21 protein-coding genes are annotated in these 24,888 nt (G+C 36.6%); 13 read left to right on the top strand and 8 right to left on the bottom strand.

The annotated features are described in order from the left end of the window. Positions 1-25 precede the first annotated feature (25 nt). The 5 genes from gldM to topA all read right to left on the bottom strand — a co-directional run bounded on the left by gldM (position 26) and on the right by topA (position 7,688). On the bottom strand, positions 26-1,567 hold the full coding sequence (gene gldM, locus OLM61_RS11785; protein WP_264522878.1) for a gliding motility protein GldM: 1,542 nt from the start codon (positions 1,565-1,567) through the stop codon (positions 26-28). Positions 1,568-1,618: 51 nt separating this feature from the next. Next, entirely contained in the window at positions 1,619-2,266 is a 648-nt protein-coding gene (gldL, locus tag OLM61_RS11780; RefSeq protein WP_264522877.1) for a gliding motility protein GldL, read from the bottom strand. Positions 2,267-2,331: 65 nt separating this feature from the next. Beyond that, positions 2,332-3,735 carry a gliding motility lipoprotein GldK gene (gene gldK / locus OLM61_RS11775; protein ID WP_264522876.1) on the bottom strand — a complete coding sequence of 468 codons (1,404 nt, stop codon included), beginning with the start codon at positions 3,733-3,735 and terminating at the stop codon, positions 2,332-2,334. A 263-nt stretch (positions 3,736-3,998) separates the two neighbouring features. Next, positions 3,999-5,150: a formimidoylglutamase gene (locus OLM61_RS11770; protein ID WP_264522875.1), complete on the bottom strand. Its 1,152-nt coding sequence runs from the start codon at positions 5,148-5,150 to the stop codon at positions 3,999-4,001. A gap of 3 nt (positions 5,151-5,153) precedes the next feature. Then, entirely contained in the window at positions 5,154-7,688 is a 2,535-nt protein-coding gene (gene topA, locus OLM61_RS11765; protein ID WP_264522874.1) for a type I DNA topoisomerase, read from the bottom strand. A 311-nt stretch (positions 7,689-7,999) separates the two neighbouring features. Here topA and miaB point away from each other — a divergent pair, with 311 nt between their 5' ends. The 8 genes from miaB to OLM61_RS11725 all read left to right on the top strand — a co-directional run bounded on the left by miaB (position 8,000) and on the right by OLM61_RS11725 (position 16,913). Then, entirely contained in the window at positions 8,000-9,445 is a 1,446-nt protein-coding gene (gene miaB, locus OLM61_RS11760; RefSeq protein ID WP_264522873.1) for a tRNA (N6-isopentenyl adenosine(37)-C2)-methylthiotransferase MiaB, read from the top strand. 96 nt (positions 9,446-9,541) lie between these two features. Continuing rightward, positions 9,542-10,795 (top strand): sigma-54 interaction domain-containing protein, encoded by a 1,254-nt coding sequence (locus OLM61_RS11755; RefSeq protein ID WP_264522872.1) that lies wholly within the window; start codon positions 9,542-9,544, stop codon positions 10,793-10,795. Positions 10,796-10,996: 201 nt separating this feature from the next. Continuing rightward, positions 10,997-11,500, top strand: coding sequence for an LptE family protein (locus tag OLM61_RS11750; protein ID WP_264522871.1), 504 nt, complete (start codon positions 10,997-10,999; stop codon positions 11,498-11,500). Between the two features lie 102 nt (positions 11,501-11,602). Continuing rightward, complete coding sequence (locus OLM61_RS11745) at positions 11,603-13,012, top strand: tetratricopeptide repeat protein (RefSeq protein WP_264522870.1); 1,410 nt, start codon at positions 11,603-11,605, stop codon at positions 13,010-13,012. 3 nt (positions 13,013-13,015) lie between these two features. Then, complete coding sequence (gene secG, locus OLM61_RS11740) at positions 13,016-13,354, top strand: preprotein translocase subunit SecG (protein ID WP_264522869.1); 339 nt, start codon at positions 13,016-13,018, stop codon at positions 13,352-13,354. A 143-nt stretch (positions 13,355-13,497) separates the two neighbouring features. Beyond that, positions 13,498-13,773 (top strand): co-chaperone GroES, encoded by a 276-nt coding sequence (gene groES / locus OLM61_RS11735; RefSeq protein WP_012023920.1) that lies wholly within the window; start codon positions 13,498-13,500, stop codon positions 13,771-13,773. Between the two features lie 85 nt (positions 13,774-13,858). Beyond that, a complete protein-coding gene (gene groL, locus OLM61_RS11730) occupies positions 13,859-15,487 on the top strand; it encodes a chaperonin GroEL (protein ID WP_264522868.1) in 1,629 nt (542 codons plus the stop codon). A 226-nt stretch (positions 15,488-15,713) separates the two neighbouring features. Continuing rightward, positions 15,714-16,913, top strand: a complete 1,200-nt coding sequence (locus tag OLM61_RS11725; protein WP_264522867.1) for an ectonucleotide pyrophosphatase/phosphodiesterase — start codon at positions 15,714-15,716, stop codon at positions 16,911-16,913. 86 nt (positions 16,914-16,999) lie between these two features. On the opposite strand, the gene OLM61_RS11720 is transcribed toward OLM61_RS11725, so the two are convergent. Both OLM61_RS11720 and OLM61_RS11715 read right to left on the bottom strand, forming a co-directional pair. Then, positions 17,000-18,529, bottom strand: coding sequence for a SulP family inorganic anion transporter (locus tag OLM61_RS11720; protein ID WP_264522866.1), 1,530 nt, complete (start codon positions 18,527-18,529; stop codon positions 17,000-17,002). A gap of 129 nt (positions 18,530-18,658) precedes the next feature. Then, complete coding sequence (locus OLM61_RS11715) at positions 18,659-18,871, bottom strand: hypothetical protein (RefSeq protein ID WP_264522865.1); 213 nt, start codon at positions 18,869-18,871, stop codon at positions 18,659-18,661. Between the two features lie 572 nt (positions 18,872-19,443). Between OLM61_RS11715 and OLM61_RS11710 the strand changes: the two genes are divergently transcribed. Together OLM61_RS11710 and OLM61_RS11705 are read left to right on the top strand one after the other, a co-directional pair. Then, positions 19,444-19,911 carry a hypothetical protein gene (locus OLM61_RS11710; RefSeq protein ID WP_264522864.1) on the top strand — a complete coding sequence of 156 codons (468 nt, stop codon included), beginning with the start codon at positions 19,444-19,446 and terminating at the stop codon, positions 19,909-19,911. A 471-nt stretch (positions 19,912-20,382) separates the two neighbouring features. Further along, positions 20,383-21,630 (top strand): TMEM143 family protein, encoded by a 1,248-nt coding sequence (locus OLM61_RS11705; protein ID WP_264522863.1) that lies wholly within the window; start codon positions 20,383-20,385, stop codon positions 21,628-21,630. Here OLM61_RS11705 and OLM61_RS11700 read toward each other — a convergent pair. Next, positions 21,627-21,863 carry a hypothetical protein gene (locus OLM61_RS11700; RefSeq protein ID WP_264522862.1) on the bottom strand — a complete coding sequence of 79 codons (237 nt, stop codon included), beginning with the start codon at positions 21,861-21,863 and terminating at the stop codon, positions 21,627-21,629. The two genes, OLM61_RS11705 and OLM61_RS11700, sit on opposite strands and share 4 nt — an antisense overlap. Positions 21,864-22,083: 220 nt before the next feature. Between OLM61_RS11700 and OLM61_RS11695 the strand changes: the two genes are divergently transcribed. The 3 genes from OLM61_RS11695 to OLM61_RS11685 all read left to right on the top strand — a co-directional run bounded on the left by OLM61_RS11695 (position 22,084) and on the right by OLM61_RS11685 (position 24,822). Next, positions 22,084-22,548, top strand: a complete 465-nt coding sequence (locus tag OLM61_RS11695) for a DUF962 domain-containing protein (protein WP_264522861.1) — start codon at positions 22,084-22,086, stop codon at positions 22,546-22,548. Between the two features lie 147 nt (positions 22,549-22,695). Further along, positions 22,696-22,887, top strand: coding sequence for a hypothetical protein (locus OLM61_RS11690; RefSeq protein WP_264522860.1), 192 nt, complete (start codon positions 22,696-22,698; stop codon positions 22,885-22,887). A gap of 297 nt (positions 22,888-23,184) precedes the next feature. After that, on the top strand, positions 23,185-24,822 hold the full coding sequence (locus OLM61_RS11685) for a DUF2272 domain-containing protein (RefSeq protein WP_264522859.1): 1,638 nt from the start codon (positions 23,185-23,187) through the stop codon (positions 24,820-24,822). The last annotated feature ends 66 nt before the right edge of the window (positions 24,823-24,888 follow it).

Raw genomic sequence — 24,888 nt, 5'->3', positions numbered from 1 at the left:
TTGAATTGTAGTTTTACCTACTTTATTATTGTATTTCGTAAATTACCGGAGCAGTTCTTGGCAATAAGTAACTACCAGCTCCAACAAGTTTAGTTTTAATTTCAGAAATAGTAACCTGGTCTCCTTTTCCAGCTCTTGCAAGAACTGATTTACATTGTGCATTTAATCTGTTACCGTTAACAACCACTGTAGGCTGTCCTGCGATTTTTAAGTTAAATCCAACAACATCTAAACCAACTTCAAAATCAAAATCAAGTAATTTAGCACCAATAGTAGCAATTTCTAAGTTAGATTTAGGTCCTTTAACAACACCCATTTCTCCTCTAATTGTACCTGTTGGTCCAGGAATACCTTTAATTCTGAATGTTTTCTTATCTGTAACTTTATCTCCGTTTGGTAATGTACCAGTAACAGAAATGGTAGCTTCAGTACCTGAACCTGGGTTCATGTTATATTTTCCTGGTTTACCAGCTGAAGCTAATCCTGGAGCGCTTGCTACAATTTTGTTAGCATCAACACCAGCAAATGATACAGAGATTGGATTAACAACTCCTCTATATACTACGTTCATTTTATCAGCAGAGATTGTAGCAGAGTTTGGTCTTGGTACTACAACATATTTTCCGGCAAATTTAAGTGGAATGTTTTTACCATCTTCTAAGAAAGTAAATTGTCCGTTAATGTTTTGCTCTCCAACACCTCCGGCAGTTAACGAGATAACCGCTTGTCCGTTAACGATTTGTCCAGGACCTTGGAATGAAGTTGGTTTTGTGTTTTCGTCATAACGTCCTAAAACTACCTTACCAGTAACTTTTTCTCCTTGGAAGTAAGCGTTTTTGTCTAAAACAACAATCGCTTGGTAGTTGCTATAAGAAGCAGCAGCAACAGCCGCTTTTCCTAATGCACTGTTGTAAACATCTGTTTCCACTTTTGTAACGTCATTTTGCCAAGCTGAAAGTTTTGCAGCTGAAGCAATTGCAGGGAAACCTTTAAAATGATAAGCTAAGTATTTTTCTTTTATACCGTCTTTGTTTTTTACATCAGAAACATCAAATTTTTGATTTACTTCCGCAATAATGTTAGCGTATTTTTTATCTGATCCTAAAGTAGCTTTAATATCAGCTTTATATTTCTCGATTTTTGCTATGATCTCATTACCTTTAGCAGTATATCCGTCTCCTGTAAACCAGTTATCGATATTATCTCCTCTGTCCATAGATTCATAAGGCAACTTACCTGTTTCTTTATCCGCTTCAAATCCTTTAACAGATTGTGCTTTTAAAGTTCCGATATAAGCGTAAAAATCTTTCGAAATTGCTTCAATTTTATGAGCTGTTTCTGCAGCGATAGCAAATTCTCCTTTTGCCTCAGCCGCTTTTTGATCTAAAGCTGTTAATAAAGAGGTATTATTTGTAATTGCTGTTGTATTAGAAGCTTCAAATTTTTCGTTAAATAAACCAAAACCTGAAATTACTTCTTTTGATACGTTCATTGCCAACATTGCGATGAAAACCAGATACATCAGGTTAATCATCTTCTGTCTAGGGGTTAATTTTCCTCCTGCCATTTTTTCTAATTAGTTCTTATTAATAAATTTAATATAATAGTCAAAAACTAATTATCCTTTGTTACTCATTGCAGAAAGCATACCACCGTAAACACTGTTTAATGAAGCAATGTTTGCAGTCATAGATTGCATTTGTTCTTTTAATTTAGAAGCATTTTCAGCAATTTCGCTGTTTGCTTGTGCATTTCTTGAAGCACTTTCTAATTGTACTTTGTATAAGCTGTTTAATGATTCCATTTGTGCAGCAGCCATAGACATTTCTTCAGCATATTTCTTTTGTCCTGCAATAGAATCTACTGTTGGAGAAATTGCTTTTGCAGCTCCTTCGAAGTTTTTGATGCTGTTTCCTAAGCTTGACATTAACTCACCGTCAATTTTAGCTTCTTTCAACATTGCATCTAATTTTTGAGACAACAATCCTTGGGCGTCAGTTGTAGTCTCAACTTTGTCAGCTTTTTTTCTAGCCTGACCGTTTGCTAATTCAGGGTAAACAAGAGTCCAGTCTAATTCGTCTTCAACTGGTTCGAAAGCAGAAAGAGCAAAGATTACCGCCTCAGTTACCAATCCAACTGATAACATCACAGTTCCTGTTAATGGTCCAATTTCAAAGTGAGTAATTTTGAATAAAGCTCCAATAATTACTACTGCCGCTCCCATACCATAAGCGAAATTCATTGCTTTTTTACTTAATAATGCCATAATACTTTTTTTTAGGTTTTAATTTAAAATAGATTTGATTTGGTTATGAATTTGATTTTAATTATTTACTTTCTTTTTTTTCCGCTTCCAGTTGCTTGAGTTCCCATGTAATCTTGTACAGTTCTGAAACCAATATAACTTCTTGCAGAATCAGCATATTCGTGATCACGTGTGCTTACCTGTAGGAAATAAGCAACGTCTTTCCAAGAACCTCCACGAACCACTTTTCTTTGGTTGTTTCCGTCAATTACGTTTGGATTCATTGTAGAAACATATTCGTATGCATTTGGATTGTAAGCTGAATCAGTCCACTCAGAAACGTTTCCTGCCATGTTGTATAAACCATAACCATTAACCTCGTAAGATTTAGCTTCAACAGTGTACAACGCCTCATCAGCAGCATAATCTCCTCTGCTTGGTTTGAAGTTTGCTAAGAAACAACCTCTGTCGCTTTTTGTGTAAGGACCTCCCCAAGGGTAAGTAGCTGATTCCAGACCTCCTCTTGCAGCATACTCCCACTCTGCCTCTGTTGGCAATCTGAAAGAGTTTACTAAGTCACGTCCTTTTTTCTTAGATTTAATGTAACTGTTTTTGTTCAAAGTTCTCCATGCGCAGAATGCTTTTGCCTGTTTCCAGGTTACACCCACTACAGGATAATCTCCGTAAGCTTTATGCCAGAAATAATCATTGTGCATTGGCTCATTATAAGAGTAAGCGAAATCTTTAATCCAAACGGTTGTGTCAGGATATACGCTAACTTGCTCTGTTTTAACGAAGTCTTTTCTTTTACCAACTTTAGCTTTCGCTGCAGCCTGAATGTCCATCCATGAATAACGGAATTTCAATTTGTTTACATCAATTGTTCTTAAGCCATTGTATGACTCTTCAATTGGTAAATACATAGAATCCATTACCTCAGTATAGTACTCATCCGGATACGCTTTTGTATCCTTAATTAACTTCACTTTTTTGTTTAATTTTCTACCTGCATACGGATCATCTTTTGTTCCTACGCTATAGTAGTTATCATACATATATTTATCATATGCCGTCATTTTCTCCGGATCTGAATCATTAAATGCATAATCAGCAATACTGCCGCCTTTTTTACCTTTAGAGTCACCAGCTGGTTTTTGCCCTGTCATATCGGCCAAAATTGCTAAACGAACTCTCATTGTAGAATCTTTTACCCAGTCTACAAATTGACGGTACTCACTATTGGTGATCTCCGTTTCATCCATATAAAATGCACGAACCGTTACCGTTCTGGTAGGAGCATCCTCCACATTAGCTAAATCAGCATCTGATTTACCCATAATAAAAGATCCACCAGGAACTAATGTCATTCCATAAGGCTTCTCAGGATGCCATTTACCTCCTGTAACACCAACTAACTCACCTTTGTCACCTGACTTACCACAGCCGATTACTAGTGTTAACATTGTTGCAAATGCAATAAACTTCTTCATATAAATTTGGGATTATCTATTCATTATTATAAGTCCGTAAACGTATTTATTATTTATCTAAAAAACAATACTAGTTGCGAAATTTATTTTATTGGTCAAAAATAATGTTAAATAAAATAAAAAAAAAATATTTCATCGATAAACTAGCGCAAAAAATCGACGTAAAACGCAATTTATAAAACTTAATATTTATTTTCCTACTAATACTACTTAACGGTATTTTTAATATGCTAAAAAATTAAGATTTCTGTTGAAATTTCATTTTATAAAGCATTTTTTCGTTGCGCTTTCCACCATCTTTCAGGCAATTCCTGATTACAAGCAGATAAATACTCATCGTATGAACACGGTAATAACGTATTTCGTTTTAATTTATTGTGACCGTTCGATTCGAACGGGATTTCGATCCACCAACGATCGGTCTTATCACTTTTATAAAAAATCAATTCTTCGTCTTCCAAAGGAACAATATATTTTAAGTACGTTGCTCTACTACCAAATGGATATTCTTTAGAACGATAGTGATATCCTTCGATAAAATACCACACGATTTGTGCAATAATAGCCGCCTCCGGGCTTGTACTATTATGGTTAAAAATTCCAAAACAGGAAACTTTATCACTAATTCCCGCATATCGGGCTAACGAACATATTTCTTTTCCATTGAAACCGTTTGGTTCAAATGAAATCATGTTTCCTGAAGCCGATGATTTTACCGAATTCAAATCAATACTAACTAAATCAGCATCCCTGAAAACAGGCTCTGCCAAGGCAATATTATTTGAAATTTCGCCCAAACGATATGCATCAAAGAACAGCTTTTCAATCAGATCGATTTCTTCCTGTGAATTGTAATAGGTTTGATACCCTATATTACAGTAGTTAAAAAGATTATTAGGTTCGTCAATAATAATTTGAGTCAAATACGAATTGGCCGAAACCGTTTCATTCTCTTTACCAAAATCAAACTTATTATCTACCGCAACCATGTTTACCATTTGCTCCAAATCGTCATAGGCACGATACAAAGCATAGGTCAAATCCTGTGAACCTCCAATAACTATAGGAATCACTTTATTTTTAATCAAGGCAGAAGTCACCTTTTTTAAAGCAAAATAAGTATCCGTTACAGAATCACCTGCCAGAATATCTCCTAAATCTGCAATCGAAGCATCCCAGTTACCCGGAAACATGCTGTAAAGTCTTTTACGAACCGCGTTTAGATTGACCACATTCACAGCATCGTTATTACGGCGATCTTCCAAAACTCCAATAACGGCAATGGTTATTTTGCTAATATCCGGAAACTGATCCTGAGTGTGTAAAACTATTTTACTACCCAGCTCTTGTGAAGACAACGAATTAATAAATTTTAAAATTCCTTCGTTAACTGGTTCTAGAAAATCAAATTCCATTTTTTATTTCTTTTTTGCAGCTGGTTTTTTAGCCGGAGCTTTCTTTGCGGTTGTTGTTTTCTTTGCAGTTGCGGTTTTCTTAGCCGGAGTCTTTTTAGCCGGTGTTTTTTTGGCAATCATTTCCTGAACTTCAGCCAAGGTTAATTTTGTAGCATCAACATCTTTACTTAGTTCAATTTTGATTTTCCCTTTGGTAATCACAGAGCGACCCCAACGGGCTTTTTCAACCAAAATACCTTCTTCTTCCCAATTGTGAAGCACTTTATCGATATTCTTTTGCAATTTATCTTCAATCAATTCTTCAACATCTGCCTGAGATAAATTATCAAAATTATATTTCTTGCTCACGTTCACAAAAAGACCGTTCCATTTGATAAACGGACCAAAACGACCCACTCCTTTTTGAACCGACTCTCCTTTATACACCGCAATTGGTGCATCAGCAAGTGCTTTTTCGTCAATCAGTTCCTGAGCTCTTTCCTTAGAAAGACTCAAAGGATCTTCTCCTCTTGGTAATGAAATAAAAACACTGCCATGACGTACATAAGGACCATAACGACCGTTATTTACTTCAACCTCTTCTCCTTTATATTCCCCTAAACTTTTAGGAAGTAAAAACAAATTCAAAGCATCTTCCAGTGTAATACTTCCAATATTCTGATCTGACATTAAACTGGCAAACTTTTTATCTTCATCATCCGCTTCTCCAATCTGAGCCATTGGACCAAATTTTCCTAAACGAACAGAAACCTGTCTTCCGTCAGCATCTTTCCCTAAAATTCTCTCCCCGCTTTCACGTTCAGCATTCGCCTCAACTTCTTTTACATTGGGATGGAATTTATTGTAGAACTCCTGCATCATGGTTGCCCAGTCGATATTTCCTTCAGCAATTTCATCAAAATCCTGTTCTACTTTTGCTGTAAAATTATAATCCAGAATGTTTCCGAAGTTCTTCACCAGGAAATCAGTAACAATCGTTCCGATATCTGTAGGCACTAATTTACCTTTATCTGAACCTGTGTTTTCTTTTAACAGTTTCTCTCCAACTTTACTATTTTGCAACGTCAGCTGAGTATAATTACGCTCCTGCCCTTCCAGAGTTCCCTTTTCAACATAATTTCTGTTGATGATGGTAGAAATCGTTGGTGCATAGGTTGACGGACGTCCAATTCCTAATTCCTCTAATTTTTTTACCAGCGAAGCTTCCGTATAACGTGCCGGAGGTCTTGAATATCTTTCGGTTGCTGTAATATAGTTGTTGGCTAATTTTTCGTTTACTTTTAAGGCTGGCAACATTCCTTCCTGTTCTTCCTCATCATCATCATGTCCTTCTAAGTACACTTTTAAGAATCCTTCAAAAAGTAAAACTTCTCCTGACGCTGTAAAAATCTCATCGTGATTGTTCGCTTCGATTTTTACGTTTGTTCTTTCCAATTGTGCATCACTCATTTGTGAAGCCAGGGTTCTTTTCCAGATCAAATCATACAAACGGGCCTGATCGCGATCGATGTTCACGGTATGACGCGACATGTCTGTAGGACGAATAGCCTCGTGTGCTTCCTGCGCTCCTTTGTTTTTGTTGGCAAAGGTTCTCGGCTTAGAAAACTCTTTTCCGTATGATTTTATGATTTCAGCCTCAGCCGCACTCATCGCCTCAGCTGAAAGGTTCACACTATCCGTTCTCATATAAGTAATCAATCCGGCCTCGTACAAACGCTGTGCTAATTGCATGGTGATTCCAACCGGCAAATACAATTTTCTTGCCGCTTCCTGTTGTAGCGTTGAAGTTGTAAAAGGTGCTGTTGGTGATTTTTTGGTAGGTTTAGTTTCTAAATCGGCTACCTGATATTGAGATCCGATGTTTTTATTTAAAAAATCTTCGGCTTCTTTTTTAGTATTGAAGTTCTTTGGCAATTTTGCTTTAAAAGCTTTACCTGCCTCGTTTACAAATTCTGCAACGATAGAATACGTTGCAACTGCATTAAAATTTTGAATTTCACGTTCACGCTCTACAATCAAACGCACAGAAACCGACTGTACACGTCCTGCAGATAAACCTCCTTTAATTTTTCTCCATAGTACCGGAGACAATTCGTAACCTACCAAACGATCCAAAACACGACGTGCCTGTTGTGCGTTTACCAGATTGTAATCAATTTCTCTTGGATTGTCGATTGCTTTAAGAATTGCAGTCTTTGTAATTTCGTGAAAAACGATTCTTTTGGTTTTTTTGGTATCCAGTTTCAATTCTTCCGCCAGGTGCCATGAAATAGCCTCCCCCTCGCGGTCCTCATCGCTCGCTAACCAAACCATTTCGGCATTCTTAGATAGTGTTTTCAGCTTACTTACCAGGGCTTTTTTATCCGGAGAAACTTCATATTTAGGCTTAAAACCATTCTCAACATCCACTCCTATTTCCTTTGATGGTAAGTCGGCTATGTGCCCATAACTTGACTCTACCTGAAAATCACTTCCCAAAAATTTCTCTATCGTTTTCGCCTTTGCAGGTGACTCCACTATTACTAAATTCTTTGCCATTGCTCTATTTTTCTGCAACAAAAGTATCTATTTTTTTTAAATATCTACTCCGCGAACTCATTTTTGAGTTATTTTAGTATTATGTTTCCTAAAATTGCAGATTTATCTGTATTCTCACTTTATACATATATAGGTATAACTTTTTGGATTGCAGATGCTGATTGTTGATTGTTAATTGTTGATCACATCTCACATCTCACAGATCACAGATCACAGCTCACAGATTACAAAATCATAAATCTAAAATCTTTTCTCTGCCATCTTGTCAGATTCACGGCATTTCCCTTATCTTTGCACTTTGAAATTATACAATGGAAAAGATTATTGAGGAAAGCAAACAAGGTGAAAGCCTCGTTTTGGAAAATAAACCTGAGAATACTAAAAAACTTTTTATTGAAAGTTACGGTTGTGCGATGAATTTTTCGGACAGTGAAATTGTAGCTTCCATTTTATCTGAAAACGGTTTTAATACTACACAAACTCTTGAAGACGCCGATTTAGTTCTGGTAAATACCTGTTCGATTCGGGATAAGGCCGAACAGACTATTCGCAAACGTCTGGAAAAATACAATGCTGTAAAACGCATCAATCCGAAAATGAAAGTAGGCGTTTTGGGCTGTATGGCCGAACGTTTAAAAAGTCAGTTTTTAGAAGAAGAGAAGATAGTCGATCTTGTTGTTGGACCTGATGCTTACAAGGATCTGCCGAATTTATTAGCAGAAGTTGAAGAAGGACGCGACGCCATCAATGTCATTTTATCAAAAGAAGAAACTTACGGAGACATTTCACCCGTTCGTTTGATGAGTAACGGTATTACTGCCCTGGTTTCTATTACCCGTGGCTGTGATAATATGTGTACGTTTTGCGTTGTGCCTTTTACACGTGGACGTGAGCGCAGCCGTGAACCTCAGAGTATCATGAATGAAATTCAGGATTTATGGGACAAAGGCTTTAAAGAAATTACGCTGTTAGGGCAAAATGTCGACAGTTACCTTTGGTACGGCGGCGGATTAAAGAAGGACTTCGTAAATGCCTCCGAAATGCAAAAAGCAACAGCAGTTGATTTCGATCAATTACTGGAGATGGTAGCCGTTGGTTTCCCAAAAATGCGCATCCGATTTTCGACCTCTAATCCGCAGGACATGCACGAAAGTGTATTGCACGTTATTGCAAAACACCCTAATATTTGCAAACACATTCACTTACCGGTTCAGTCGGGAAGTAACAGAATTTTAAAAGAAATGAATCGTTTGCACACTCGTGAAGAATACATGACTTTGATTGATAAAATCAGAGCTATCATTCCGAACGCATCGATTTCGCAGGATATGATCGCCGGTTTCCCTACAGAAACCGAACAAGATCACCAGGACACTATGAGTTTAATGGAATATGTGAAGTATAATTTCGGTTATATGTACTCCTACTCTGAGCGTCCGGGAACTTTGGCCGGAAGAAAAATGGAAGATGATGTTGCAGAAGAAACCAAAGCCAGAAGATTACAGGAAATTGTCGATTTACAACAAAAACATGCCTGGTTCCGCAGTGAGGAATTCGTAGGACAAACGGTTGAAGTTTTAGTCGAGAAAGTCTCTAAAAAATCAACGGAAGAATTCTCAGGAAGAAACTCACAAAGCATTACAGTGGTTTTCCCTAAAGAAAATTACAAGATTGGAGACTTTGTAAATGTCAAAATCGAAAGCTGTACATCAGGAACATTAAAAGGAAAAGCTGTTGGATATTCTGAAATGAATTAAAAAAGTTATTTCAGGTTTCAGGTTTCAAGTTTCAGGTTCTTTGCGTAACTTGAAACTTGAAACCTGAAACAAACAAAACTTGAAACAAAAACATACATGGAAACAGTTCAAGCAATAAAACAGCGATTTGAGATTATCGGAAACGATCCTAAACTAAATCGCGCTATTGAAAAAGCCATTCAGGTTGCGCCTACTGATATTTCGGTAATGGTAACCGGGGAAAGTGGTGTAGGTAAAGAAAATATTCCAAGAATCATCCATTCGCTTTCACACAGAAAACATGGAAAATATATTGCGGTAAACTGTGGAGCTATTCCGGAAGGAACTATCGACAGTGAGCTTTTTGGTCACGAAAAAGGAGCTTTTACAGGTGCTACAAGTACGCGTGAAGGTTATTTTGAAGTAGCCGATGGCGGAACGATTTTCCTTGATGAAGTTGGAGAATTACCTTTAACAACTCAGGTTCGTTTGCTTCGTGTGCTTGAAAATGGTGAATTTATCAAAGTAGGTTCTTCGCAGGTTCAGAAAACCAATGTGCGAATTGTAGCCGCTACAAATGTCAACCTGTTTAATGCAATCGAAAAAGGAAAGTTCCGTGAAGATTTGTATTATCGTTTGACGACTGTCGAAATTACGCTACCTCCATTGCGCGAAAGAAACGACGACATCCATTTATTGTTTCGAAAATTTGTTGCCGACTTTGCGCACAAATACAAAATGCCACCGTTAAAATTAGACGATGATGCAGTACAGCTTCTTCAAAAATTCAGATGGAACGGAAACATTCGTCAATTACGAAACGTGGCCGAACAGATTTCGGTTCTGGAAACCAATCGCGATATTTCATTAGCTACTTTACAGTCGTATTTACCAACCGAAGGAAGCAACTTGCCTTCTGTTATTAACGACAATAAAAAAGAAAGTGATTTCAGTACCGAAAGAGACATCTTGTACAAGGTGCTTTTTGATATGAAAAGCGACCTGAACGATTTGAAGAAACTCACCTTAGAATTAATGAAAAACGGCACAAAAGTGCAGGATATCAATCCGAATTTAATTCAGAAAATATACGGTTCTCAGGAAAACGAAAGCGAAATTGATTTTGAAGAAGAACCAAGAACCGCTGTAATGACGCCTACTGCCCGCGAAGAGAATTATCAGATGCAGGATGACAATTATTTGTTTGCAGAAACCATCGAAGAAGAAGAGGTTTTGCGTTTGGAACAGAAAGAAATCGAAATGATCAAAAAGTCATTAGAAAAAAACAAAGGAAAACGAAAAGCAGCAGCAGATGAACTGGGAATTTCGGAACGAACTTTGTACAGAAAAATTAAACAATTCGATTTATAAAAAAAACAAGTTTCAAATTCCAACGCCCAAATTCCAAGTTTGAACGTTAAATCTAAATAAATAAATCCCAAATTGCTCCGCCAGTTCGCTAGCGCCAAATTCAAATTGTTATATTTGAAAAAAAATAGAGTTTCCCCAAAATTGGAATTTGGAATTTGAGATTTGGAATTTAAAACATTGGATTTTACCCCAATTGATATTATGAAAAAAATATATTCTTTACTAGCCTTAATGAGCTTGTTCCTTCTAAGCGGTTGTTCGGTTTACAACTTTACCGGAACAGGAAACATCGATGCCAAAACTTTTCAGGTTAACTTTTTTCAGAATAATGCTGATTTAATTGAACCTGGAATTGACCGAACTTTTACTTTGACGTTACAGGATTTGATTCAAAATCAAACCAATTTAAACTTAGTCAGCAATAGCGGTGATTTAGTTTACGAAGGAGAAATTGTAGATTACAGAACCACTCCAATGACGGCAACTGCCAATCAGGGAGCTTCTCAAAACCGTTTGACTGTTCGTGTAAATGTTAGGTTTACGAACAAAAAGAAAGAAAAAGATGATTTCGAAAAAACATTTGAATTCTACTATGATTTCGAAGGACAGGGACTGCCTACCGGAGCTACTCTGAATACCGCAATTCAGGTTATTTTTGAAAGAATCACACAAGATATTTTCAATGAGTCATTAGCAAAATGGTAGTTTGCTTATTTGTTGAATCGTTAAAACGTTTTACCGTTTAATCGATTAAACAGCAAAACCAATAAAACGATTAACAGTTAACCGATTAAACACAAAGAATAAATGAATGTAACGGATTATACCTACTTAATGAACAAACCTGATACTATCACAGAGAAACAGGCAGAGGCATTAGGAAGTGTTTTGAATGAATTTCCCTATTTTCAAAGTGCAAGGGCATTGCGCTTGAAAGGGCTTTACGATCAAAACAGCTTTAAGTATAATTATGCCCTAAAAGTTACGGCAGCACATACTACGGATCGTACCGTTTTATTTGACTTTATTACTTCTGAAACTTTCACTTCGATTCAGAGTGACTATTACGACCGAAAACTGCGAGATCTACTCGAAATTAAAGTTTTTGACAGTGAAATTGTTTCCTTTGAAGAAGTAAAAAAAGCAACTGAGGTCAGAGTGGATCCAATCGAGCAATCTATACTGGATTCTATAAAAGAAGCCACAACGGTAACTTTTGAAAAACCTGTAAAAACAGTCGAAGAACCTGTTAAACCATTTATTGAGCAATCTATTATTGATGCCGTAAAAGAAGTGGCAGCAGTAACTTTTGAAGAGCCTGTAAAAACAACAGAAGAACCGGTTAAACCATTTATCGAGCAATCTATTATTGATACCGTAAAAGAAGTGGCAGCAGTAACTTTTGAAGCCCCTGTAAAAGCAGAAGAAAAACCAGCTGAAGTTGTTATCGAACAAGCTGTTTCTGTCACTCCTCAGGAAACTGCTCCAATAACTGTGGAAGAACCTGCCAAAACGGAGCTGCCAGAAGTAAATTTAGCTCCGGAAGAAGCTGCATTACCTCCGGTTAAAGAGCCAACACCTACTTTTTTCGATGAAATAGTAGAGGAAGAGATTGCGGAAGTAGCGGAAGTAAAAGTGAATCCAATCGAGCAATCGATCTTAAATTCTATAAAAGAAGCAACAACCGTTGTTCCTGAACAGCCTAAAGCAGTCGAAGAACCAAAAGAAATTGAAATTTCAGAAAGTGTAAAAACGGCAGAAGAAAACCTGGAAATAGGACAGCCCTTAGATTTTTCGGTAAACGAGAAACATTCTTTTCAGGAATGGCTGCAATTGTCCCGAACAGAACCAATTGACAGAACTGAAGAAACTTCAACCGAAATAAAACAGTCTGAAAAAGCAGTTGAATCGGAAACAATTGACGATGAGAAAAAGAAAAAGGCGGAATTGATCGATAAATTCATCGAAACCAATCCGAAAATCTCTCCGATCAAACAGACTGCAATAACACAAACAGTAGTATCCGACCCTAATAAAGAGGATAATTCCTACTTAATGACTGAAACTTTAGCCAGAGTATATTTGGAACAAAAAAAATACACCAAAGCAATACAAGCATATGAAATATTAATTTTGAAATATCCAGAAAAAATTAGTTTCTTTGCAGACCGTATTTCGGATATAAAGATTTTACAACAAAATAACAATAATATTTAAACAATGAGCACATTTTCAATTTTTTTAGTTTTAATCACAATAGTTTGCTTTCTATTGATCGTAGTAATCATGGTACAAAACCCTAAAGGAGGCGGATTGTCTTCTACTATCAGCGGAACTCAAATGTTAGGTGGAGTACAAAAAACAACTGACTTTTTAGACAAAAGTACTTGGACATTAGCTACTATTTTGATTGCTTTAATTTTGCTTTCCAGCTTAAGCTTCACAGGATCATTAAGTGACGGTGAGTCTAAAATCATTGAAAAAACTGAGGCGCCTGCTACTACACCAGCTGCTCCGGCTCAACAAACACCTGCTCCGGCAACACCTGCAGCAAAATAATAATTTTCGATATCAATATAAAATGCCAGCCTGTCAAAGCTGGCATTTTTTTTAAGAAATAATGTCAGTTTTAAGAGCATGGCACAGTTTCTGAAAGTTTCTAGAACATTAAAAAACGTATAACCTAATAACATTATAAAATCATGGCTTTAAACATAAAACCGCTTTCAGACCGCGTACTTATTGAGCCTGTTGCAGCTGAAACTAAAACTGCTTCAGGAATCTTTATTCCGGATACTGCCAAAGAGAAACCACAAAAAGGGACTGTAGTTGCAGTAGGAAACGGATCAAAAGATCACACAATGACTGTAAAAGTGGGCGACACTGTTCTTTATGGTAAATATGCAGGAACAGAATTAAAACTGGAAGGAACTGATTATTTGATTATGCGTGAGGATGATATCTTGGCGATAATCTAAAAAAATATTGTCTTAAGTACGAAGTATTAAGAATTAAGAACTTCATTAACTTGAAACAAACCAAACTTTAAACAAAATTAAAAAAATGGCAAAAGATATAAAATTTGATATTGAAGCACGTGACGGATTGAAACGTGGTGTTGATGCATTAGCAAATGCTGTAAAAGTAACTCTTGGACCAAAAGGTCGTAACGTAATTATCGGAAAATCATTTGGTGGACCAACAGTTACTAAAGATGGAGTTTCGGTTGCAAAAGAAATCGAATTAAAAGACCCATTAGAAAACATGGGCGCACAAATGGTGAAAGAAGTAGCTTCTAAAACCAATGATTTAGCGGGTGACGGAACTACAACTGCTACAGTTTTAGCTCAGGCAATCGTAAAAGAAGGCTTAAAAAACGTTGCTGCAGGAGCAAATCCAATGGACTTGAAACGTGGTATCGACAAAGCTGTTGAAGCAATCGTTGCTGATCTTGCAAAACAAGCAAAAGTAGTAGGAAGTGATTCTGATAAAATCAAACAAATTGCTTCTATCTCTGCAAACAATGACGAAGTGATTGGAGAACTAATCGCTACTGCATTTGCAAAAGTAGGTAAAGAAGGGGTTATTACTGTTGAAGAAGCCAAAGGAACAGATACGTTTGTAGATGTTGTTGAAGGTATGCAGTTTGACAGAGGATATCTTTCTCCTTACTTCGTAACAAATCCTGAGAAAATGGAAGTTGAATTAGACGCTCCATACATCTTATTATACGACAAAAAAGTATCTTCTTTAAAAGAATTACTACCTGTTTTAGAGCCAGTTGCTCAATCAGGAAAACCATTATTAATCATTGCTGAAGATGTTGACGGAGAAGCTTTATCAACTCTTGTAGTGAACAAATTACGTGGAGCTTTAAAAATTGCTGCTGTAAAAGCACCTGGTTTTGGTGACAGAAGAAAAGCAATGTTAGAAGACATCGCTATTTTGACTGGTGGAACTGTAATTTCTGAAGAAAGAGGTTATACCCTTGAAAACACTACTATCGAAATGTTAGGAACAGCAAAAAGAGTTTCTATCGATAAAGACAACACTACAATTGTAAGTGGTGCTGGTGAAGCAGATATCATCAAAAACAGAGTGAACCAAATTAAAGGTCAGATGGAAACTACAACTTCTGATTATGATAAAGAAAAATTACAGGAACGTTTGGCTAAATTGGCCGGTGGTGTTGCTGTTCTTTATGTTGGTGCTGCATCTGAAGTTGAAATGAAAGAGAAAAAAGACAGAGTTGATGATGCGTTACACGCAACACGTGCTGCTGTTGAAGAAGGAATTGTTGCCGGTGGTGGTGTTGCTTTACTAAGAGCAAAAGCTGCTTTGGCCGACCTTAAAGCGGATAACGCTGACGAGGCAACCGGAATTCAGATTGTATCTCGCGCTGTTGAAGCTCCATTAAGAACTATTGTTGAAAATGCAGGTCTTGAAGGTTCTGTAGTTGTAGCAAAAGTAGGTGAAGGTTCAGGTGACTTTGGTTACAATGCAAAAACTGACGAATATGTTGACATGCTTAAAGCTGGTATTATTGATCCTAAAAAAGTAACTCGTGTGGCTCTTGAAAATGCTGCTTCAGTTTCGGGAATGATCTTAACTACTGAGTGTGCATTAATCGATATTAAAGAAGAAAGCGCTGGCGGAATGCCAATGGGTGGCGGTATGCCAGGAATGATGTAATCGTTCTTTTCTTCCAAATTCAAAACGCCAGATTTCTATCTGGCGTTTTTTTTTGCCGCGAATTACACTGTTTTTTTTTAGCCACAGATTAAAGGATCAAAAAGATTACAATCTGTGAGAATCTTTTTAATCTGTAGCAAACAATTTTTACTTTATGATTGTTTAACATTCTGTTTTTGCGCATGAAAGTGGTTATTGATAACTTTGCAACTCAATAATTACAACAATGAAAAAGCATTTTACCGCTCTCCTATCTGTACTTTTCTTCTCGCTTTCTTTTATTTTAAATGCGCAAACCAATAAAGATACTTACGTCGTTTTAGTTTCTATGGATGGATTTCGTTGGGATTATGCCAGACATTTTAAACTTCAAAATCTTGAAAAGATAGCCAAACAAGGTGTTCACGCCAAATCAATGCGACCTTCTTATCCGAGCAAAACCTTCCCTAATCATTATGCAATAGTGACCGGACTTTATCCTGATCATCACGGAATTATTAATAATGTTTTTTATGATGCAGCGCTAAACGAATCTTTTTCACTATCGACAAATGCCAAAAATGATTCCCGTTTTTATGGTGGAAATCCCATTTGGAATGTTGCCGAACAACAGGGTATAAAGGCAGCTTCTTTTTTCTGGCCGGGTTCAGATACCGATCAGAAAAGGCCGGGTATCTATAAAAAGTACGATGACAAAATCCCTTACGAAACCCGAATCGACACTGTACTTCAATGGCTGCAGCTTCCGGAAAAAGAGCGTCCGCATTTTATCAGCCTCTATTTTGATGAGCCCGATCGTTCAGGGCATCAATTTGGTCCGCTTTCTCCTGAAAACGAAAAAGCAATCAGAAAGATGGATACTCTTATGGGACTCTTATCTTCTAAACTGGATCAATTGCCTATTGGAAAACAGATCAATTTAATTATCGTCTCAGATCACGGAATGGCCAATATTAGCAACGATAAAAAGGTAGCGATTCTGGAGTATCTAAAACCCGAATGGCTGGATTACAAAGCCGTAATCAACCCAATTATGAGCCTGCAGGCAAAACCGGGCTTTCAGGATTCTATCGCAAAAGCTTTAAAAAAAGTACCTCATATTAAATTCTGGAGATCAAACGAGGTTCCGAAAAGACTGCACTACGGCACTAATCCGAGAGTTCATGATTTTGTAATTGAAGCCAAAAAAGGGTATAGTCTGGTAAAAGAATCCTCTCAGAAGGTAAACGGAGGCACACACGGATATGACAACAAAGAGAAAGACATGCAGGCCATTTTTTACGCAAAAGGTCCAGCCTTTAAAGTAAACAAAACAGTAAGATCCTTCCAGAATGTTTCGGTATATCCTTTAATTGCACACCTACTGGGCTTACAAATCGATGAAGTCGACGGAAAGTTTAGCGAGGTTAGCAGCATGCTTAAATAATTTGGGAATGTGTCAATTAGATAATTAGATAATTGCTGTTCGTTACGCATAGAATTTTCTAATTATCTAATTGCCAAATTATCTAATTAAGAGACTACTTTGTACGTTGGATCTTCAATTACATTTACGGCAATAACAGCTTCAGCATTCTTAAGTAAAACAATACAATCTTCACTTAAATGTTGCAATTCGATCACTTTATTTAACTGACTGTATTTTTTTGTCAAATTATTCAATGCTTCAATAGCGGACATATCTGCAATTCGGCTTTCTTTAAAATCAATGATCACATGATCAGGATCATTTACCACATCAAACTTCTCTACAAAAGCAGCAATCGAACCAAAAAATAAGGGTCCGTAAATTTCATAATGTTTTATTCCGGTCTCATCAATATAATGTCTGGCACGAATTCTTTTGGCACTTTCCCAGGCAAAAACAAGGGCTGAAACAATCACCCCAATCAAAACTGCCAAAGCCAGATTGTGCAATAAAATAGTGACTACCGCTACTAAAATCCCGACAAAGATATCGTGTGCCGGCATTTTATTAATGACTCTGAAACTCGTCCATTCAAAAGTGGTAACCGCCACCATCATCATCACTCCTACTAAAGCAGCCATTGGCAGTTTTCCAATGACAGGCGCTCCAAAAAGAATGATTCCTAAAATAGTCAACGAAGCGATTATTCCCGAAAGTCGCGCTCTCGAACCGGCAGAAAGATTGACCAGTGTCTGCGCAATCATTGGACAGCCGCCCATCCCAAAAAAGAACCCATTCAATATATTGGAGCTTCCCTGAGCAATACACTCTCTGTTACTATTGCCTCTTGTACCTGTTATTTCATCAACAAGGTTCAAAGTCAGCAAACCTTCTGTTAAACCGACAGCGGCAACAATTACTGCGTACGGAAATATGATTTTTAAGGTATCAAAAGAAAGTGGAATATTCGGAATATGAAACGGTGGAAATCCTCCCTGCACAGAAGCAATATCCTGAACTGTTTTGGTCTCAATATTAAAGATTAGTACGATGGCAAATACGACCATAATAGCCACCAAAGAAGCCGGAACTGTTTTTGTTATCTTTGGAAAAAGCACTACAACCCCAATCGTAAGCACAACTAAGCCCAACATAATATACAAAGGAGAACCTTGCAGCCATGTCGTCTGGCCATTCACAACGGTTTTAAACTGTTCCAGCTGTGACATAAAGATCACTACTGCAAGCCCGTTTACAAAACCGTACATCACTGGTTGTGGTACCAGTCTGATAAATTTTCCGAGTTTAAAAAGTCCAACACAGATCTGAACGATCCCTCCAAGTGCGACGGCTGCAAAAACATATTCGATGCCGTGCGATTTCATTAAAGCGATTAAAACAATAACGGTCGCTCCTGCCCCACCCGAAATCATTCCGGGTCTCCCTCCAAAAACCGAGGTAACCAAGCCCGCTATAAAAGCAGCATACAAGCCTGCCAAAGGCGGAAAACCGGCTAGAATTGCAAACGATAATGATTCCGGAATCATCGTCATCGCAACTGTTAATCCCGCTAAAATTTCGTTTTTATAATTGACCTTTTGAGTAAAGTCAAAAAAGGAAGGCTTTTTTTTCATAAGAACACAAATTTAAAAAATAATGCGTACTTATAGGAAAGAAAACTTTCCGATCTCAAAAAAACGGATTCTTAAAACTGTTTCACTAACAGTAAAAAGCAAAAAACAATAAAATTTATCATAGTCTAATTATTCTAATTTTACACAAGTATATCCCAAACAATTTACATAATCGATAATATTATCGGGTTCCAGATCAATACCTTCTATACGCAATATTTTATCGCAATCTTCTAAATCAAAGTTGATTTTATAATCGGGAAATTGGGTTTGAATAACGGCAATGACATAATCTTTATCTGCCTCTTTTTGCACATTTGTCTTAAAAACTTCAACAACCATATTTTTCTACTTTAATGATACATGAAATAATCAACGAATTACAGGACCACGATGAATTGTAAATCTTACTTAAAAATGGATTATAAGAAATTCCGAATCTAAAATAATCCAGAGGCTTGCTAACGATTATGCCCATTACTTAGACGTTCGTTCACAATTTCTGTTACACAAACATTAAAAATAATAGTAATAATGGCTAAAAATAATTCATTGAGGCACAATGCTCTTCCCGGTTGTTATTCCGGCTACTTTAACGTGTAGATTCTCTTTAAATTTGAGGTGCATAAATTTAAGCAAAAACTTTTTGAATTTGATTCTGCTCCTGATAAAAAACATTCTATTTTCTCACATTTTCCTGAATTCTGAATAGCTATACATCGATCTGCTTGCCCAATTCGTCATTCCAATTTCTGTACTCCAAAAACAGTTCCCATTACAAGGCAAAAATCTGCTGCTTTTCCTACTTCTAAAATGTTTAAAATCTCAAAAAACAATCTGCTTTAAAAATATTTTTCTTACATAAATAATTTATCTTCGCGAGGCTATAAAACTTTAACCAAATTTTTAGAAAAATGACTCTTTTTAATTTTCTGTTTAAAAAATCAAATTCAGGATGCCCCAGATGTCTCGGAAAAGGTTTTGTAGATTGGGAAGACATAAAACGTTTAAACAAACAATTAAAATGGGCGCCAGGCCCCTGTGCGTATTGCAATGCTACAGGAAAAGCGAGCGAAGAAATGCTTTCTAATGTGGCTGTAGATACTACTTACCTCACTATTGATTTACCGGAATCGGAAATAGAAAAAATAAAAAACAAGGACGAAGAAACGATAGAAAAAGGCAGGCTGCAGGAGCTTTTTGTAGAAAGCATTATAAAATATATTGAGTATCATTATGTGCAGGAAAATATGGACGCCGAAAGTATTGCGCACTTATACCTGAGCACCGAAGATGAAAAAGCTCCCTTTTCGGTAGAAAAAGAAAATCTCATCCAATACATCAATAAAATAATAGAATTGAAAAAATCGGAGGGGAATTAATACCCTAAAAAAACCTTCTTCAACTGCACTGCAAAGACAGGAAGCTTTGAAAAAAGACTTAAAACACTTAGCATCAAAGCAAAAGACTGTCCTTTTTGCACTTGCACTCCTGACGTAAAAAAACTCAAAAACAGGTATAAATACGGGTTGCCGGAACTTTATTAAGTGGTAAAATTGCCGTGGATAATTTTTATTTAAACCTGTAGTTTTCCCAAAGGGAAATTATGAAATGATGTCATTTTTTTTGGAACAATTAAGTGGGATTTCTAATCGATGCCAACGATTAAAAATCTCACTTTTTTAATTGTATTTTATTGCGGAAAGTTTCATTTGATTGGGTAGCAGCAAAAACTCCATCTCTGATGAATCTAAAACGAAAACAAACTTCAAAAACTCTATTGTGATCAAAACAAAATCACTTTGAACCTTTGTATCTTTACCCTTTAAAAAAACAAAGCCCTTTAAATCTCTATGACACGAGAACATTATATTCCTTTCAACAAAGAATTCCTACTCGAACAACAATTCAGTGCCTTTGCTGACGATTCGAAAAAAGTGGATGATTTCAAAAAACTGTTTGATATTATTGAGCATTATTTTCATTACGAAGCTTTTAATCTTAACCGGAATCTTAAACAAAACTATGCTTTGTTTGACCCGGATTTAAGCCCGAAAGAGCGTAAAAGTTTTGAAGGCAAAAGCGATTTCAGTATTTTCAAAGAAACCTTGCTTACGGTTTTAGAACAGGGAAATTATCGTCGGATAGATCAGGAAACACTGGACGAAGCTTTTGAAGATTCAGACTTAATCGGCTTAAAACTCTCTATTGATTTTAATGCCTTTAAGGATTATGAATTATACGTTCGGGGACATCATAAAGCAAAAGAAAAGATTAAAAAATATTTTTTCTGGAAGAAAGAAATTGAAATCGAATATTACGACCGCGTTTTAATTTATCTGCATTACAGCGAAGAGGATTATATAAAGGAAAAGAAAGTGAAGTTGGGGAAAATGCCCATTGAACCCGGATCGGTTGCTTTAAAAATCTTTAAACGCGTTCCTAAAAACGATCTCGAAACCATATTCCCAAATGCCATTCCGAGAATGTCTACCACGGATAAATTGTTTTTTTGGGTTCCCGGAATCGGAGGTGGAATTTCTCTTTTAAGTACGACTGTAATCCCGGCTTTGATTGGCATGTATGGCGCATATCAATCGGGCGAAACGATTGATTTACTCAACAGCAAAGCTTCTTTGAATCAGGGTTTAATAGCACTGGGAATTCTATCGCTTTACCTGTTCCGTCAGTACAGCAACTTTGTCAATAAGAAGATTAAATATTCAAAAATACTTTCGGATAGCCTGTATTTTAAGAATCTTGGAAACAACAGCGGTGCTTTTTATTCACTGTTAAATTCCTCTGAAGAAGAGGTATTGAAGGAAACCATACTGGCGTATACCTTTTTGTACAAAAATGAATCTCCTATTACAGCCGACGAGCTTGATACTCAAATTGAATCGTGGTTTGCAACAAAACTAAATACAGACCTTGATTTTGATGTACAGGATGCTTTGTTGAAATTAAAAAAGATGGGACTTGGTATTGAATTTAATGGCAAATGGAGCGTAATCCCTTTAAACCAGGCGCTTGTTACGATCGACGCCTTATGGGACAATGTTTTTGATTATCATCAGAAAGAAACTTCTCTGTGTCATTAATTGATAAATCTCATGATGAGTAATGCAATAAAGGAAAATAAAAAAGCAAGAAGAACAAGTATCCCAAAAGTTATTTTTGCTTTTATAAATCTGTCACGTGAAATATCATTTTCATCTCCGGGATATACAGAAAGATCAAACTCGTTTAGTGTATTCTCTATTTGATCTTCTCTATGATGCAGAGCAATAGATGTTCTTACAACCTTCTTTTTTTTATTTTTACTATCGTACATACCTTAAATAATTTAACAAGATTTGTTTTAAAATTACACAAATTTAACAAGTAAAAAAACAACGGTATACTCCATAAGGCCATAAAACTATCACAATAAGACAAATACGCTACTTTTTGAGTGTTTACTCTAAAATTTGAGCGTATTCATTTCCGGGAAAGTTCAAAATTGATAAAACTAAAAGAAATTTTAGTAGATTTACGATCCTAAACCAAAAACAATGAGAACATTAGAACAATGGTTTGATGAGTACGCAGTAAGTCATCAGAACCCCAAAAACAAGGCGATTCATTATGTTTGCGTACCTGCTATTTACTTTTCGATCGTAGGTTTATTAATGAGTATTCCAAGCAATATCATTTCTGATACTTTGAAACTAAACGCTCCTGTTATCGAAAACTGGGCTGCTGTTGTTTTAGTTTTTGTGCTCCTTTTTTACATCCGTTTATCGGTAGCCATGGCCTTAAAGATTGCTGTTTTTTCGGCGATTTGTCTGGTTGTAAATTTTTATATCGGACAGGTTTTCCCTTTATGGATATTTTCCATCGGTGTATTTGCGATTGCCTGGATCGGACAGTTCTACGGACATAATATCGAAGGAAAAAAACCTTCTTTTCTAAAAGATCTTCAGTTTTTAATGATTGGCCCTGCCTGGGTGGTAGAGAATTTATTTTCCAGAAAGTAATTTTCTGCCGGATTAAAAGGAAAAATCAACAAAAAAACTGCTATGATTTAAAAGCAGCTACATCCTATTCTGTTGGGAAGGATACCCGCAAGAAGAGTTGTCGCTATTCTAAGAATACCAATTAACATACCTATAAAACCTTAAAAAATGGAAAAAAAAAGATCAATATCGTTTACTTTTTTGATTGTCGCAATCATTTTAGGAGTAACGATTTATAAACAATTCGACTTTGAAAAGCTAAAATTCGAGAAACCCGCATTAGCAATAGTGTACATCATTGTTTTTTTAGTCTCAATTTACATTCTGGTAAGAAAACCAAAAGCGGGATCTGAAAAATAATCTCCTTTAACAAATCAAAAAAATTAGAAAAACCTGTTTCCAAACGAAACAGGTTTTTGTTTTAAGAGCCAATCCTCATCCGCTATTATTTTTCCCCTTTCTTTGCTTTCTCCTTTTATATCTAACTCAAAATCAGGTATAAACACTCGTTGTAAAGCGTTCTGCAATTGATTAATTTTATATAAAATACTACACTTCAATCCTTTACAAGAAATATCACCCTCCTTATAAAAGAATATCCCCACGTCAGCTACCTATCTACAATTCTTTTCAACGTAACTACTAAATTCAAACCATATGGCTTTTAGAGAAAAACTTATCAGTATTGCAAAAGAAGAATGGGAATTTTTCGGGATGCAGGAAATTCTCCGATACGAGAAAGACAAACACGGTAAATCAATACCTGTTTTTGGAAAGACCGGACATCGGGAAACCGAAGACAATTATTACCAAAGAGTTGGTACCTATTGGAAAACGGGTGTAAATACAAATCTTGACGGCAAGGATGTTGACCAGCCATGGTCGGCCGCATTCATTTCGTACATCATGAAAACAGCCGGAGCCGAAAGTCGTTTTCTTTATAATGCACAGCATTCCGCTTACATTCGAAAAGCCATAATCGCCAAACAAAAAGAGGATACCGCTTATGGTTTTTGGGGGTATAGACTTTCTGACTATGTGCCGGAGATTGGAGATTTAATTTGTTACCTCAGAGAAGACTCTGTCGGAACTATTAATTACGACAGTACGACGAACAGTTACCCCTCTCATTCTGACCTTGTCGTAGATAAAAAAGGAAATACCTTAAAAGTGATTGGCGGTAATGTAGAGAATTCTGTAAGCTTAAAAAACGTTAAAATAGACGATAATGGCTTTTTAACAGACACTTCTAAAGCCTGGTTTGTTATTTTAAAAAACAGAATTGCTACTCCCAATACGCCAGCTGTCGCTCCGACCACTACTACAACCACAAAGACTTATTTAGTTACAGGTGATGGGGTACGGATACGAAAAAGCCCGGAAAAAACAACCGACAATAAAATAGGAGATTTGTTTAAAGGAGATGTTGTAATCTATATTGAAACCTTCGAAAATAAGGAATGGGCAAAAGTAAAACACGGTGAAACAACTGGCTGGGTATCGCTCCAGTATTTGGCTCCTGTTGATGCCCCACAAAGTAATTCGGTTTATAACGACATTGCCAATATAGTTAAAGGTCTGGACGTTGTTCGTTATTATTGGAAAGAAGGTCAGGGAATCGCTCCAATTGGTTACTATCAAGGTATGGCTTTAACGTATGGAAGAGTGTATTGCAAACTGAAAAAAGGAGATCCCATCGTAAAGGAAATGGCAAAAAAACCAGGCGCAGACCCCAATAAGGATTCTTTAACTCTTTACAGTTCCATTTTTAAGGACAATGGCATCGATAATGACCAAAGTGAAGCAGGTACCCTTCGTCATCTCTTTGTGTTAATGATGGGCATGGGAATGCTTGAAAGCTCAGGAAGACATTGTGTTGGAGCCGAAAGAAACGACAAAAAAGACATCATTAATCCTAAGGCAGAAGAGGCCGAAGCTGGATTGTTTCAAACCAGCTACAATGCGATCAGCAGTATTGGAGACCCGATGCTCAAAACGATTTACCAAAGCTATAAAACCAATCCGGAAAATGGTTTTTTAACGTATTTTTCAAAGGGAGCTAACTGCAAAGCTCAGGAAGGCTACAATTCGGGAACTGGCGAAGGTGTTGTTTTTCAGGAACTCTCCAAAAAATGCCCAGCCTTTTCAGTCGAATTTACGGCTTTGTCCCTCAGAAAAACAAGCAGACACTGGAGCACCGTAAGAGACCAACGTGCCGAAATTATAAAGGGCTGCGATGATCTATTTTTAAAAGTGCAGCAGTACATTGACACCAATAACATAGAAACCCTATAAGCAACCGTACAACCAACAAAAAGACGCTCCCGAGGGAAAATAACTTCATGGAGAAAAAGCATAAAA

The sequence above is a fragment of the Flavobacterium sp. N502536 genome (genome assembly GCF_025947345.1).
Lineage (GTDB): Bacteria > Bacteroidota > Bacteroidia > Flavobacteriales > Flavobacteriaceae > Flavobacterium.
Note: the sequence above shows the minus strand (reverse complement) of the source record. Positions and strands in the feature narration are given on the sequence as shown.